The organism is Chryseobacterium sp. GVT01B, assembly GCF_019970045.1.
Lineage (GTDB): Bacteria > Bacteroidota > Bacteroidia > Flavobacteriales > Weeksellaceae > Chryseobacterium.
In genome coordinates this window covers 424,667-438,843 of record NZ_JAHXYI010000003.1, presented here as the reverse complement: position 1 = coordinate 438,843, position 14,177 = coordinate 424,667, and the positions used below count along the sequence as shown (strand labels likewise).

Below are 14,177 nucleotides of genomic sequence, written 5' to 3'. Positions count from 1 at the left end.
ACGAACCCCTTCTATTATGCTGAATGATTACAAAAAATACGAATTATTTGGAAAGACCCTGATACAGAAAATTGATATGACGGGGTCATTCAGATATGATTTTCCGGTTTCGGAGCAGGCCTGTTTTCTGTATGTGACCAAAGGAGAATTTCAATATAAAACAGATGAACAGAAATTTGATATTCCTGCCACCTATTCTCTGTTTCTGAACTGTATCAGCTCGGGAAAGCATATTCAGAATTCAAATTTAGAAAGTAACTGCCAGGTCGTCATTGTGACCTTTTATCCTGATATCCTGAAAAGAATTTACGACAGAGAATTACCTTCCTTACTGCAGAGACCTGCAAATATAGTTTCAAATCAATCCAGTGAAATAATAAATAATGATTTTCTGATTCAAAAATATGTAGAAGGGCTGCTTTTTTACTTTGAAAATCCTTCGCTCATTAATGAAGATATATTAATTCTTAAGCTGAAAGAGATCATGTTATTGCTGGCACAGTCACAGAATGCCAATACCATTCAATTGATTTTGTCTCAACTTTTCTCTCCTACAACTTATTCTTTTAAACAAATCATTGAAGCCAACTTATTTTCGCAACTCACCATTGAACAGCTTGCACAACAAAGTAATCTGAGTGTATCATCCTTCAAAAGAGAATTCGCAAAACTTTATGAGGATACTCCAGCCAATTATATAAGAAACAAAAAACTGGAAAAGGCCGCCGAACTGCTTTTAATATCTGATGAACGGATTACTGATATTGCTTTTGACTGTGGGTTTAATGATCTGGCAACTTTTACAAAAAATTTCAGCGATAAATTTCACATTTCCCCTTCAGCTTATCGTCAGGAACGGAAAGAAAAATAATTGGAAAACTATTTTATACAAATTATGCATGCATTTCTTTTTTCAATAAGAAGTGCGTTTTTTTGAACTAAAATCTCAAATTCTTGGACGAAATCACAAAATCATTTCTGTGTTTCTGCCGCAAATTTGTACCATCAGTTTCAGGGAATAAATTTTCTCTTCAGATGCCTTAAAAAGCAAAAAGAATTAGAAACTGAATGAGTATAAATTTTAAATAATAACAATATGAATCTATCGATTTTAGGAATTTTTCACACCATCATTGGTATAAGTGCTCTTGCCGGAGCAATGATCGGATTTATCAAATATGGTAAGATCAGCCTCGCTCGTCTATCCGGAAAAGTCTATTTTTACGCTACGCTCATCACGTCACTTTCTGCATTGGGTATCTCTAAAGCCGGAGGTTTTAATGCAGGACATGTGTTCTCATTATTTATCATTGTTTTGATATCTGTCGCCTATTTCCTGTTCTCAAGTAAAAAGGAAAGCAAGAGAGCCAGATATTTTGAGAATTTTTTGTTGTCATTCAGCTTTTTCCTGTCCCTTGTTCCAACGATTAATGAGACTTTTACAAGAGTTCCCATCGGACATCCTTTAGCTAAGGATATCAAAGATCCGATTATTGGTCAGACTCTTCTTGTTATTTTTCTGCTTTTTTTGATTGGATCAATCTTTCAGTTTATGAAGCAGAGAAAAGAGAATGTGAAAATTTCAGGATGATAGTGTGTTCAGAAAGCGGTAAACCACCCCGTCAAAAATTCTTTGAATTTTCGCCCCCCCTCCAGTGGAGGGGAATTTTTACGTCTTAATTAGAGATATTTGTATTATGATAAAGACTGTGAAAGTATAGAAAATAGGGCTGGATTCCTGCGGAATGATAATTACAACAGTTGGTTTATCCGTACAGTTTGTCATTCCGTAGGAATCTATATATAGATTGTTGGAAAGCGCAAAGGCGCAAGTTGTTCCCAAGTTGTCTACTTTTAAGGCGCAAAGATTTTATCTCCGATAAAATATGATAATGTCCAATTGTGCCATTTAAGTTGTTTTTCCGAATCACAAATAACGATTTAAATCCTGATATACTATTGATTAGCTAAGGTGTGTCTGAAAATCGTCAGTCAAAGTCAAAATACCTTCTGCAACAGCTTCCGGATGGGTGGTAAAGCCTTTTAATTTTGAAGTTTTCCCTTTTAAAACAAGGTCTAAAAGCTGTTTATCTGATAATTTTTTACCGAAAATTTCAAAGGTAATTTTAAAGCCACAGTTTTTGAAATCGGAACATCCTACCGCTGTTTTTCCTTTGATGAGGTTGTGTTCTTTACATTTCGGACATTTCGTTTCTTCCCAGGACTGAAGCTCTTTTTTCTGTGCAGGCTCTCTTTTTTTCTTCTCCTTTACTTCTTCTTTTTCCTCAGCCTGAAGGGTAATCACTTTTCCCTTTCCGTACACTACTTTTTCGGTAAGTTCGGTAACCATCTGGATCAGTTCTTCTTTGAAAAGGTTGGCTTCATACTCCCCTTTTTCTATTCTACGAAGTTTTGATTCCCATTCACCAGTCAGTTCCGGACTTTTTAACAATTCATCCTCGATGGTATCAATCAACTGAATTCCGGTTTGGGTAGCGATGAGGTTTTTCCTTTTTTTCTCGATGTATTTTCTTTTGAAAAGGGTTTCAATGATGTTCGCACGAGTGGATGGTCTTCCGATCCCGTTGTTCTTCAACATTTCACGCAGCTCTTCATCTTCAACCTGTTTTCCGGCTGTTTCCATTGCTCTCAGCAAGGTTGCTTCCGTGTAAGGTTTTGGAGGCGTGGTTTTTCCCTGGTGAATCTTTGGATCGTGAGGTCCGGTTTCTCCTACAATAAATTCAGGAATGGTTTGTTCTTCTTCTTTTTCTTTGTCCTTATCTGTGGTTTCTTCTTTAGGCTCTTTGGCATAAACAGCTCTCCATCCCGCTTCAAGAACCTGTCTTCCGCTGGTTTTGAAAGGAATGGTTCCTACTTTTCCTTCTACCAACGTATTGGAAATTTTACATTCCGGGTAGAATACAGCAATAAAACGTTTTGCAATCAGGTCATAGATCAGCTTTTCTTCCCTGCTCAGGTTTTGAGAAGGTGGAATTTCCGTAGGAATGATCGCATGGTGATCGGTCACTTTGGTATCGTCGAAAACAGCTTTTGATTTTGGAATCGGAGCTTCCAGTAACGGAGCAATCAGATCCTGATAAGGGTACATTTTCTGAAGAATTCCTGTTATTTTCGGATATAAACTCTCGGATAGATAGGTGGTATCAACACGTGGATATGTTACGTGCTTCTTTTCATAAAGACTTTGGATATAGTTCAACGTATTTTCCGCTGAATACCCGTATTTTTTGTTGGCTTCAACCTGAAGTCCGGTCAAGTCGAAAAGTCGTGGATTTTTTTCTTTTCCTTCTTTAATTTCAAAAGAAACGATCTCAAATGGATTTACTTTCAGGTATTCCAGTCCTTTTTCAGCCCGCTCCAATGTTTTTAAACGATCAATCGCCGCATTGAAAATAACATCACGGTATTTGGTTTTCAGTTCCCAATATTCTTCTGTGGTAAAGGCATCAATTTCTTTCTGACGCTGAACCAGCATCGCCAATGTAGGAGTCTGCACCCTTCCAATGGATAGAACAGCTTTATTCCCACCAAATTTCTTGGTAAAAAGTCTGGTAGCATTGATTCCTAATAACCAGTCTCCTATGGCTCTGGCATTTCCCGCCAAATACAGATTTTTATAATCTTCTGCAGGTTTTAAACTTGCAAAGCCTTCTTTAATGGCATCTTCCGTCAATGAAGAAATCCATAAACGCTGAATGGGTTTGTTGCATTTTGCCTTCTGCAATACCCAACGCTGAATGAGTTCTCCCTCCTGCCCGGCATCCCCGCAGTTAATAACCTCATCACATTCTTCTACTAATTTTTCGATTACTTTAAACTGATTTTCAACACCTTTATTCGGAATTAGCTTGATTCCAAAACTGTTGGGAATAATAGGTAATGAAAAAAGATTCCAGGATTTGAACTGCGGACCGTAATCGTGAGGTTCTTTCAGGGTGCAAAGGTGTCCGAACGTCCATGTTACGCAATAGCCGTTCCCTTCCATATAGCCCTGTTTAGGCGTGGTAGCGCCCAATACTTTGGCGATATCTCTGGCAACACTGGGTTTCTCGGCAATACATAATTTCATGAACTCGGGTTTATTGAAGGAGTGCAAAAATCGGGATTTTTTTTGGATTTTGCTAATTTAGTTGGGTGTTGATCTTTGATAAGTTGTAGACACGGATATCTCAAACCTACCCACAATATTAATAATTATGAGCTAACAAACATTACTTTTTCTGCCCCATTTATTATATTCAGATCCAGCCTTTCAATAAGAAAATTTACATCTTCAGCAAACTTCTCCCTCAGGTAACCGTCTTCAATATCATGTCCATACGCTATCTTTTTATAAAAATTGGGCTGGTTTTTCAATGCTCCATTCAGTTGTATCAGATTAGATTTTAAAATTTCCACATCAATATATTCTTCATAAAAATTCCAGAAATCCAATATTTTCAAGTCTATATGTAAGACTCTTTCTATTTGGCACAATAATCTGTCATCATCTTCCAGTCCATCACCGGTCATAACCAGATTTAAACCGTCTCTTCCGTCAAAACGGTATTGATCTCTCAGGTTCAGATATTGCCATAAAGGTTCCTCTTTATCAAACACGAAACTTATTTCAAGTCCTAATCCCATATTATTTTCTTAAAAGTAAATATAACAAAAAGCCCCCTTAAAAAAGGAGGCCGAATCAACAATACTAATGAAACTAGGTTCATTATTTCTTTTGAACTTCTGAAATGGCATCGGAAATTCCTCCGCCTGCGGTTTCAAAGAAGGCAGGACCAGCCAGAAGGTATACTTTTTCTAATTTTTTTGTAGTGGATAGTTTGTGTTCTTTCAGGTAATTTTCAGAACGGTTGGCGTGTACGATTCCTCTTACTATGTTTCCGGCTACCAAAGCAGTTGGAGAATCAATTCCTGCATCTTTCAGATCACTTGCGAAGGCAAAATTAGTAACACCTAATCTCATCGCTTCACGGGCAGCCACTTCTCCTACTGAAGTCATTAAATCAGGGGTAAACTTGTTACGGTCACCTAAACCGATCAACAATAATTTCTTTGCAGACATTGATCCGGCAGGAGGTGTAATCAAAAGGGTTTCTAAAGAATGTCCCTGGAACTGTCCTGCTTTTCTGATATTGGTCAGTTCACCTTTTAAAGCTTCATCCAAATGAACTAATCCATTCAGTTTTGCGGGTAAAGCCTGAGCATTAAAGATGTCTCCTTCTGTATATTCAAACACACAGGCTACCTGAAGCTGGGCATCAGCAGAGGAAGGTCCCTGTACCAATCCTACCATGGAGATTCCGTCTACAGTTCCCCATGTTTTAGAAGTTCCGATGGCTGTTGTCTTTGCAGGTGCTGTGGTAGTGGTTTGTGCAAAGCTTAGTGTAGAGAATGCTAAAGCTGTGATTACTAATGAGTGTCTTAAGCTATTTTTTAGTGTATTTTTCATGAGATTTATTTTTTTGTTGTTGCTGGTTGCTGGTTATTTTTGTTGCTGGTTTTTGTTGACGCAAAGGCGCTAAGTTTTTTTACGGTTTATTTTTTTAAGGCGCAAGTCGCTTTGCTCCGGCTATTTCTTGTTTTTTCAAAGGTAGTTTCTGTGATGGATAGATGCATTGATGTGGGGTAATTTTTGTTGTTGGGTTCGGGATGCGAGTTTTCGGGGTTCGAGCTGCGGGATATTCTTGCGGATATATATTTTTTTAAAATTTAAATACAATTCTGGAATTGATAAAGAGTCCGTCTTTGTGGTTGTCTATCACTTCATTGATGAAGGCTCCTGTGTTAAAATACTGTATTCCTGTATTAAAGGTTAAAAACTTATTGATCTTATAATTAAAGCTTCCTAAGAAAGCAGTTCCTATGTATCTCTTTGTTGAGTTTGAGGATGGCAGGTTTAATGTTCCGCTCGGTCTGTAAATCCCGTCCTGGGTAGAATATCTCCAGTTGAAAACGACATCTGCCTGTACAGTTATTTTTTCACTCAAATCTACGGTTGCATAGGGATGAATATCAATTAAATTCACCGGGCCGATCTGAGGATTGAATCCAAAATACCCTCCTTTCGGATACAGGGGATTGAATGTTCCCAATTTTCCGTCTCCTTTATTGCTGTCACCTGAGATATAATCGTTTCTAAGGTTAATCGTTGGTTTTCCTTTTACATTTTCAAACATATATCCGATGTCTGCAGAAGCCGTCCATGCGCTGATATTTCCTTTATTAAAGTTACCGAACTGATAAGCAGCTTCAAAATTGTAGATAAATCCTCCTCCATATCTCCAGAATCTCCCTCCTAAAGTATGTCTGTTTTCATCAGAAATTCCATCTTCAAAACGTACATCTTTTCTGTGAATTCCTAAATAATACAACTCAAGGTTTCCGCTTCTGGGAATAATCAAGGTGTTGTAACTTCCCCAAAGGTTGATGGATTTTGAGGATTTATTGTCAAATGCTCCGGGAATGATTTCACTGGCAGCCATCATAAAGGCATCTGATCTGAAGTTTCCTCTTTTGTACATGAATTTCAATCCGTCAAAATAGAGTCTTAAATTGGGACCTTCTCTTACTGAAATCAGCCTTCCGCTTCCATAATCAAGTTCCTGTCTTCCAGCACGCACTGTCAGTTTTTCTTTGTCACTTTTCAGGATATCAACATCAATGAAAAGATTCTGAATATTCAAATGATCTTCATCAATTGGTCTTGGGCCGTTCTTTCTTCCGTTTTCCCATGCACTTCTCAACTGTCCGAAAATTCTTACCCGTGAGCCCAGGTGCAAATCTGCATGTACATTGTATCTTTGAATCAGAAAAGGATTACTTCCAATGTCCATTCTCCCCCAATCTTCATTATTAAAATCTACAAACTCCAGTCTTGCCTCTCCTCCCACCGACAAGTAATTGTTATTTTTTTCTGCAAGCGGGATATATTTTATGGAATTGTAAAAAGTCTTTGCAGAGTCTTTGTATGCAGCATAATCTTCATCAAACCTCATCAGTTTGAACTGTGCAGAAAGCTGGGCTGGAATAAAAATCTGCAACAAAAGCGCAATGGCAATCAGTTTTTTCATGATTATTTCTTGGTTAAAAAATTATCAACTGAGTATTTCCCAGCCCCCATAAACAGTAAAAACAGATAACATAAGCTATACATAAAAGGAGTATCTTTTACCAGTAATGCATCGTTCCAATGAAGAATAAAATATCCTGTAAGCGTCACCGCCAAAATTGGCAATACTGCAACTCTTGTGAAAAAGCCAAAGATCACAAACACCGGGAATACCAGATTGGCAGCATCTGCAAAAAGACTGTTGAAAGCTTCCGGAAGGTGAAGCGGGTTCGGAACCTGCTCGGCTTCTGCAACGCCTATTCCTAATTTTTTTAATCCGTGGGCTACGATTAATTCTACAGAAAGTAAGACTCTGAAAACTAAAAGCGCGATGTCTGTTAATTTTCCTGGCGGATTGGTATTGGTGATGATGTGGATTAGCTTTTTCATGATTTGAATACTATTTAACTTGAATTGTACTGAGTTTGGTGACTGTTTTAATAATGGGCTGACCACCCCGTCAAAAATTCTTTGAATTTTCGCCACCCCTCCGGAGGAGGGGAATTTTTGCTCCTTCAGTTGAAGTATTTGTGGCTTTTGTGGTTTACATTATTTGGTTTGATAGCCTCCGTAATATTTTACCGGTGACCAGTCCGGGATAATCGGAAGAGGTGCGGGAGCAACGGTTTTGTAAGTATTGTCTCCATACACTACTTTTCCGTCTACAATGGTCAGTTTTGAAGTGATGTTTTTAATTTCTTCATCATTGACCATGAAATAATCTTTGTCCAAAATGGTAAGGTCTGCAAAATATCCCTTCTGTATTTTCCCTTTCTGATAGTCTTTTATTAATTCGTATCCGCCATAGGTAGAAAGTGATAAAGCTGTTTTCCTGTCTAAGGTATTTTCTTTGCCCATTACCTGGTTTCCTCCGATTGTTTTTCCTGTTGTGATCCAGTATAAAGCAACCCATGGATTGTAGCTTGCTACTCTGGTTCCGTCTGTTCCCAATCCTACGGGAATTCCCATTTCGAGCATTTTTTTCACTGGTGGAGAAGCTAAAGCTGGCTTTTTACCATATCTGTGGATGAAACTTTCGCCCTGATAAGCCATTCTGTGCTGTATGGCAATTCCACCACCCATTGCTTTTATTCTTTTCATATTGTCTTCAGTAACGGTTTCGGCATGATCAATAAACCAGACTAGTCCGTTCAAAGGGGTTTCTTTGTTGACCTCTTCAATGACATTTAAAAATCTTGTGATACTTTCATTATAGGTTGCGTGAATTCTGAAAGGCCATTTATTTTTAACCAAAAGACTTACTACTTCTTTCATATTTTTTTCCATGGTTGCAGGAAGTTCCGGTCTTGGAAAAAGGAAATTTTCAAAATCTGCTCCATCAGACACCAGGTTTTCCCCTCCTCCATTAACGTGATAATCTATTTCATTGAAATCGTTGTGGCCATGATCGTCAATTTCTACCATTCCAATCCATTTGGTGTAATCTGCCAGCTCAGATCCTTTCTTCTGAGCAAATAAATAGTAAGGTAAACGAACGGTAATTTTTCCTTCTTTGTTCAGCTTGTCTGTCGTTCCATAATCATCAGGGAAATTCTGGAATCCTCCTCCTGCATCCATTACAGCCGTTACACCCAATCTGTTCAGTTCCGTCATATACTGAAGGGTAGAATTTACTTTTTCTTCTTCTTTTAACTCCGGTAGTTTTGCCAATGTTGAATAAAGAATAAATGCATTAGGTTCTGCCACCAGCAAACCTGTAGGGTCTCCGTTGTTGTCTTTCTCAATTAAACCTTGTGCAGGATTAGGCGTTTCTCCGTTGATATTGAGTTCTTTTAATCCGGCTTTATTTAACCATGCTTTTCCGTAAAGGTACATGATGAAAGTGGGTACATTTGCTGTTGCTTCATTTATTTCAGCCAGGGTAGGAAGTCTTTTTTCTTCAAACTGATATTCATTCCAGCCTCCAATCACTCTTACCCATTGTCCTTTTGGGGTTCTCTGAGCCTGTTCTTTCAGCATTTCCAAGGCTCTTTTTAAAGATTTCACTCCATCCCAGCGAAGTTCCGTATTATAAAATCTACCACCGCGAATCACATGCAGGTGACTGTCAAACAATCCAGGGATCACTCTGTTTCCTTTGGCATCAATGATTTTTGTATTGCTGCTTTTTAATTTTAAAATCTGGGCGTTTGTTCCGGTTTGTAAGATTTTGTGGTCTTTTATAGCTACAGCCTGTACTTCGGGATTTTTATCATCCATTGTTGTGATCTTTCCATTGGTAATAATCATGTCTGCTTTTTGAGCGTTCAGGATTCCTGTCCCTAAAACTGTTGAAAGTATAAGTGTATTCAGTAATTTCATTATTTCAATATTTAAGTTTGAAGATTTCGGCAGGCTTTCAGCCTGCCGAAACAGACCATTAGTGTTTTAACATTTCCTGAGCGTACTGAATTCCGATACCGTAAGCTCCACCGTGTTTTTTCATCAGATCATTAACCGGTTTGTAGGTTTCTTTTCTTGCCCAGTCTCTCTGAAGTTCCAATACATACTGAACAGAAGTAATAGGATGTGCTCCCGCCTGTACCATACGGGTAATTGACTGGTCATGAGCTTCTTTAGAAATATCACCTGAAGCATCTGTTACCACATATACATCATAACCTTCATCAATAGCTGATAATACTGGTCCTACGATACATACGCTTGTCCATAATCCCGCGAAAACCAGTTTCTTTTTATTCTTTCCTGTAATGGCTTTGTGAGCGTTAAGATCTTCCCAGGTATTCATCGTAGTTCTGTCTACATATCCGCTTGTTGCTTGAGGGTATACTTCTGAAATTTCAGGGAAAACAGGTCCGCTGAATGATTTTTCTGCCACTGTTGTTACCACTGTAGGAACATTAAAAATCTTTGATCCTCCGGCTACAAGTGCCACATTGTTTCTTAATTCTTCTATACTGATACTTTTTGTTGCAAAAGCCATCTGTCCTTCATGGTCTATTAATACCACGGCATGATTGGTAGGATTTAATAATGATTTTCCAGGGTTTTGAGCTGACGCAGTTAAGGATAATAAGCCTGCTGCAAATGATAGGATTAATTTTTTCATAATGATTTAATTTAAGGGTTGTTATTTCTGTTTAATTTTTATTATAGTGTCATTGGTACGTCCATTACAAGGATTTCTGTACCTTCTTTTAGTGCTTTGATATTGATATTTTGAATATCCCATACTCCGAATCCATCACGTTCTTCCAAAATTTCTCCGCCTATTTCTGCGCTTCCTTTCAGAATGAAAACATAGATTCCGTTTCCTTTTTTCTTGATCTGATAAGGTGTTTCTGTATTCTGATCAAACGTTCCCAGATGGAACCAGGCATCCTGGTGAATCCATACTCCTTCGTCATCCGCATTGGGGGAAAGGATCTGTTCAAATTGATTATGTCCTTTCGTTTTGTCTAAAGTGATCTGATCATATCTTGGCGTAACATTTCTTTTTTTCGGGTAGATCCAGATTTGAAGGAATTTTACAAGCTTATCACTGTTTTTGTTGAATTCGCTGTGCATGATTCCTGTTCCTGCACTCATCACCTGGATGTCTCCACTTCTGATTACTGCTGTATTTCCCATGCTGTCTTTATGTTCAAGGTCGCCTTCCAAAGGAATACTGATGATCTCCATATTGTCATGAGGATGTGTTCCAAAACCTCTTCCTGCTTCCACTTTATCGTCATTCAGAACTCTCAGTACTCCGAAGTGCATTCTTTCAGGATTGTAATAATTGGCAAAGCTGAAAGTGTGCTGGCTCAACAGCCATCCGTGGTCTGCTTTTCCTCTTGAGTCTGCTCTGTGGATGACAGAGTTTTCTTTTATTTTTGATTCTGTATTGGGAAGATGATTATATCCGATTGGTTCTAATGGTTCAATCTCATCGATATCATTTTTCATAGCGTTTGCCAGAGAAGCTGATGCTACAAACATTCCTGTTCCCAATAATCCTTTCTTTAAAAAATCTTTTCTGTCCATATCAGATTGTTATTTGTTCTTGTTTGATAGGACAAATTTAGAGAGACCGGAAACCCTGCACATTTAACTAGTTTAATAAATGAGTTTACAGCAAAAAAAAATACCGGATACGTTTGTATCCGGCAGTATGATGATATTTAAAGTTCCTGGGAAGTCTAGAGTATTTGATAATAACCCTGTTTAGATTCCTACGGAATGACAAACTGTATGGAGAGAGAAAGCGTACTATTTGTCATTCCGTAGGAATCTCACTTTCTTATCAGTATTAATTATTGAGTTGATAAAATAAAGGAAAGGAGTCTTAAAATCTGAAAGATTATTTTTCCTTTGAAGCAAGACGCTTTCTGATAGTGCTGACAAACTCTTTTGAAACCCCAAGATAGGAAGCAATGTAATACTGTGCTACTCTTTGGGGAATTGAAGGATATACTTTGATGAATTCAAGGTATCTGTCTGATGCGGTCTTGGAAATGGTATTTACCAAACGGCTCTGCAATGTTGCCAGATTTCTCTGAACCAGCATTCTGAAAACTCTTTCCAATTTCGGAATTTCCTGCAGCAGTTTTTCTTTGGTTGCAGGATTCAGCATATAGATTTCCGAATCTTCCAGCGTTTCAATATAAACTTTTGAAGGTTTCTGCTCCTGAAATGAGGCAATATCACTGATCCACCAGTCTTCGATAGCAAACAGCAGCGTAACTTCGGAACCATTATCATCCAAACAATACATTCTTATACATCCTTTGTGAATATAACCTTCAAACTGACAGATCTCTCCTTCTCTCAGCAAAACTGTTTTTTTAGGGTAAGACTGGCAGGCAAGCAGATCAGTAAACGTCTTTTCTTCTTCGGGGGTGATTGAGATAAATCGTGTAATGTTTTTAATGATATTTTCAAACATAATGTCAGGTTTATTCCTGCAAATTAGGAAAAAGACTGTAAACTTCATTCTTTAAAAGTCCACTTCCTCCTCCATAATGATCGATTACTTTAACATCTTTATCTAATCCTGCACAAAATATTTTAATATCTTTTTCAAAATCTTCCTCAAGCCCGGAACTTAAAAGAACAATATCTATGGGGGTCTCTTTTATATATTCGTAGCAGAAATTTTCATCACTTTGTATTTCGGCAGTCCAACCTTCGTTATTTTCTATAATTCTTTTTAAAGTATCGAGAATTTCCTGATTCTTTCCGATAACTAAAAAATGTAATGTTTTCATTTTGTTCACTATTTATATTGTTGATTAAGGTAAGAAACATTTGAGTAAAAAGTACATCTCTTATACAATCCGTAACAATTCATACCCTTCAAACTCGTTAACTCGAATCACGTATCTCTTATCTCTTATCCCGAAGCCCGCATCTCGTTCCCTCTACAAATGTTTGTTCCCTGTGATTTTCAGTTCGTTCAGGTCTAATTGGGATTCTGCTTTTCTTATTTCATCTTCACTGAAGCGTTTTTCACGTTTCATCTGGAACAGTTCTTTTCTCTGCAGGGCAAAGATATCCAACATTACATTGTGATATTCTGCCATATCGTTTCGTCTGTTGGTACACATTTCCAGAGAACTTAAATGATTCTGATGAAGTTGGATATCGGTTTCCAAAGCTTTTTTAAAATTCTCAAGCAGACTATTTCTGTTCACCAATTCATTATATTCTTTATCAAGTTTTTGGACAGCAAGCTTATCCAGTCTCATTTGGATTCCGGCCTGCTGTTCATGAGAAGGAAGAATAGGATCAATCTCTTTAATTTTTGTCAGCCTGATCACCAAAGGCAGTGTCAATCCCTGAAATACCAATGTCACAAAAATGACTACAAATGTGATAAAAATAATCAGGTTTCTCATCGGAAATTCGGCCTGACTGTTCATCATTACCGGAATGGACAAGGCTGTAGCCAAAGAAACAACACCTCTCATTCCTGCCCATCCTATAATTAAAGGATTTTTCCATCCCGGGCTCGGATCACGGCGGGCTTTTTCACTCAGCCATCTTGGAATATGAGCTACAGGATAAATCCATAACAAACGTACTACAATGACGATCAAACTTATAATTAAACCATATTTGATACCTTCCATTAATGAAACTTCTCCCAATCCATTGATAATATCCGGAAGTTCCAGCCCTATTAATACAAAAACCAAAGCGTTCATTACAAAGATCAGGGTATTCCAGACTCCTGTCATATTGATTCTTGTGGTTCCTGTCTTAAAAATTTCATGAGCACGGAATGACATAAATAAACCTCCGCTCACCACAGCCATTACTCCTGAAAAATGAAAATGTTCTGCAGAAAGAAACAGAATATAAGGTGTAATTACTGTAATGGCAGCATCAATGGCAGGTGTAGTAGGTAAAAACCGGTGAATGGCATAAAAAACATGAGCCCCTGCAATTCCTATTACAATTCCCATTCCTGCTACCAGAAAAAACTGTCCGGTTGCTTCATGCATCGAGAAAGCTCCTGTCATTACTGCGGCCAAAGCAAATCTGAAAACAATCAGTGAAGAAGCATCATTAATCAGACTTTCACCTTCCAGTATTGCAAGAGTACGTTTTGGAACTTTTAATCCTTTTAAAACCGTTGTGGCAGCAACTGCATCCGGTGGTGAAACAATTCCTCCCAATAAAAAACCCAATGCCAGGGTAAATCCGGGAATCAACATCTGTGAAGTATAGGCAACCACCAGCGAGGTCAGAAATACCAGACCAAAAGCCAGCAGACTGATGGGACGTTTCCATTTCCAGAAATCATTCCATGAAGTATACCAGGCTGCTTCGTACAGAAGTGGAGGTAAAAAAATTAAAAATATAATCTCTGGATCCAGCTTTAAAACAGGAACTCCCGGAATAAAACTAATTCCTAATCCGGCAAGCACCAGAAAAATAGGATAAGCAATCTTAATCCGTTGCGCCAGCATGACCAGCATCATGACGAGTAATAAAAGTCCCAGTATTAAAAGTAGTTGTTCGTGCATAGTTTTTCAGAAGTTAGATTTCAGATTCTGGTTATTTAGGTTTTGGCTAAAGCCAGTGGTATATTTATTTTTTA

At 38.0% G+C, this 14,177-nt stretch carries 13 protein-coding genes; 2 read left to right on the top strand and 11 right to left on the bottom strand.

Translation table 11 applies throughout. The features are described 5' to 3' along the window. Window positions 1-16 precede the first annotated feature (16 nt). Both LC457_RS08705 and LC457_RS08700 read left to right on the top strand, forming a co-directional pair. Window positions 17-871 carry an AraC family transcriptional regulator gene (locus LC457_RS08705; RefSeq protein WP_223599483.1) on the top strand — a complete coding sequence of 285 codons (855 nt, stop codon included), beginning with the start codon at window positions 17-19 and terminating at the stop codon, window positions 869-871. Window positions 872-1,096: 225 nt separating this feature from the next. Further along, entirely contained in the window at window positions 1,097-1,591 is a 495-nt protein-coding gene (locus LC457_RS08700; RefSeq protein WP_223599482.1) for a hypothetical protein, read from the top strand. A 372-nt stretch (window positions 1,592-1,963) separates the two neighbouring features. Here the strand turns inward: LC457_RS08700 and LC457_RS08695 are convergent, their stop codons facing one another. From LC457_RS08695 to LC457_RS08645, 11 genes are all read right to left on the bottom strand, one after another. After that, window positions 1,964-4,090, bottom strand: coding sequence for a type IA DNA topoisomerase (locus LC457_RS08695; RefSeq protein ID WP_223599481.1), 2,127 nt, complete (start codon window positions 4,088-4,090; stop codon window positions 1,964-1,966). A gap of 125 nt (window positions 4,091-4,215) precedes the next feature. Beyond that, window positions 4,216-4,647, bottom strand: a complete 432-nt coding sequence (locus tag LC457_RS08690; RefSeq protein ID WP_223599480.1) for a hypothetical protein — start codon at window positions 4,645-4,647, stop codon at window positions 4,216-4,218. Between the two features lie 82 nt (window positions 4,648-4,729). Continuing rightward, window positions 4,730-5,470: a M17 family peptidase N-terminal domain-containing protein gene (locus tag LC457_RS08685; protein WP_223599479.1), complete on the bottom strand. Its 741-nt coding sequence runs from the start codon at window positions 5,468-5,470 to the stop codon at window positions 4,730-4,732. 253 nt (window positions 5,471-5,723) lie between these two features. Next, complete coding sequence (locus LC457_RS08680; RefSeq protein ID WP_223599478.1) at window positions 5,724-7,091, bottom strand: alginate export family protein; 1,368 nt, start codon at window positions 7,089-7,091, stop codon at window positions 5,724-5,726. 2 nt (window positions 7,092-7,093) lie between these two features. Further along, window positions 7,094-7,519, bottom strand: coding sequence for a DoxX family protein (locus LC457_RS08675; protein ID WP_223599477.1), 426 nt, complete (start codon window positions 7,517-7,519; stop codon window positions 7,094-7,096). Window positions 7,520-7,678: 159 nt separating this feature from the next. Then, window positions 7,679-9,451, bottom strand: coding sequence for an amidohydrolase (locus LC457_RS08670; RefSeq protein ID WP_223599476.1), 1,773 nt, complete (start codon window positions 9,449-9,451; stop codon window positions 7,679-7,681). Between the two features lie 58 nt (window positions 9,452-9,509). After that, the gene (locus LC457_RS08665) at window positions 9,510-10,199 is read right to left on the bottom strand and encodes a hydrolase (RefSeq protein ID WP_223599475.1); all 690 of its coding nucleotides are present in this window, start codon (window positions 10,197-10,199) and stop codon (window positions 9,510-9,512) included. A 41-nt stretch (window positions 10,200-10,240) separates the two neighbouring features. Next, window positions 10,241-11,116, bottom strand: a complete 876-nt coding sequence (locus LC457_RS08660) for a pirin family protein (RefSeq protein WP_223599474.1) — start codon at window positions 11,114-11,116, stop codon at window positions 10,241-10,243. Window positions 11,117-11,432: 316 nt separating this feature from the next. Further along, window positions 11,433-12,017 carry a Crp/Fnr family transcriptional regulator gene (locus LC457_RS08655; protein ID WP_223599473.1) on the bottom strand — a complete coding sequence of 195 codons (585 nt, stop codon included), beginning with the start codon at window positions 12,015-12,017 and terminating at the stop codon, window positions 11,433-11,435. Between the two features lie 10 nt (window positions 12,018-12,027). Further along, on the bottom strand, window positions 12,028-12,339 hold the full coding sequence (locus LC457_RS08650; protein ID WP_223599472.1) for a hypothetical protein: 312 nt from the start codon (window positions 12,337-12,339) through the stop codon (window positions 12,028-12,030). Between the two features lie 153 nt (window positions 12,340-12,492). Then, window positions 12,493-14,103, bottom strand: coding sequence for a Na+/H+ antiporter (locus tag LC457_RS08645; RefSeq protein ID WP_223599471.1), 1,611 nt, complete (start codon window positions 14,101-14,103; stop codon window positions 12,493-12,495). Window positions 14,104-14,177: the final 74 nt, after the last annotated feature.

Excerpts from the sequence above, each read along its gene's own strand:
- LC457_RS08705 (WP_223599483.1), top strand. The coding sequence starts at position 17 with ATGCTGAATGATTACAAAAAATACGAATTATTTGGAAAGACCCTGATA.
- LC457_RS08700 (WP_223599482.1), top strand. The coding sequence starts at position 1,097 with ATGAATCTATCGATTTTAGGAATTTTTCACACCATCATTGGTATAAGT.
- LC457_RS08695 (WP_223599481.1), bottom strand. The coding sequence starts at position 4,090 with ATGAAATTATGTATTGCCGAGAAACCCAGTGTTGCCAGAGATATCGCC.
- LC457_RS08690 (WP_223599480.1), bottom strand. The coding sequence starts at position 4,647 with ATGGGATTAGGACTTGAAATAAGTTTCGTGTTTGATAAAGAGGAACCT.
- LC457_RS08685 (WP_223599479.1), bottom strand. The coding sequence starts at position 5,470 with ATGAAAAATACACTAAAAAATAGCTTAAGACACTCATTAGTAATCACA.
- LC457_RS08680 (WP_223599478.1), bottom strand. The coding sequence starts at position 7,091 with ATGAAAAAACTGATTGCCATTGCGCTTTTGTTGCAGATTTTTATTCCA.
- LC457_RS08675 (WP_223599477.1), bottom strand. The coding sequence starts at position 7,519 with ATGAAAAAGCTAATCCACATCATCACCAATACCAATCCGCCAGGAAAA.
- LC457_RS08670 (WP_223599476.1), bottom strand. The coding sequence starts at position 9,451 with ATGAAATTACTGAATACACTTATACTTTCAACAGTTTTAGGGACAGGA.
- LC457_RS08665 (WP_223599475.1), bottom strand. The coding sequence starts at position 10,199 with ATGAAAAAATTAATCCTATCATTTGCAGCAGGCTTATTATCCTTAACT.
- LC457_RS08660 (WP_223599474.1), bottom strand. The coding sequence starts at position 11,116 with ATGGACAGAAAAGATTTTTTAAAGAAAGGATTATTGGGAACAGGAATG.
- LC457_RS08655 (WP_223599473.1), bottom strand. The coding sequence starts at position 12,017 with ATGTTTGAAAATATCATTAAAAACATTACACGATTTATCTCAATCACC.
- LC457_RS08650 (WP_223599472.1), bottom strand. The coding sequence starts at position 12,339 with ATGAAAACATTACATTTTTTAGTTATCGGAAAGAATCAGGAAATTCTC.
- LC457_RS08645 (WP_223599471.1), bottom strand. The coding sequence starts at position 14,103 with ATGCACGAACAACTACTTTTAATACTGGGACTTTTATTACTCGTCATG.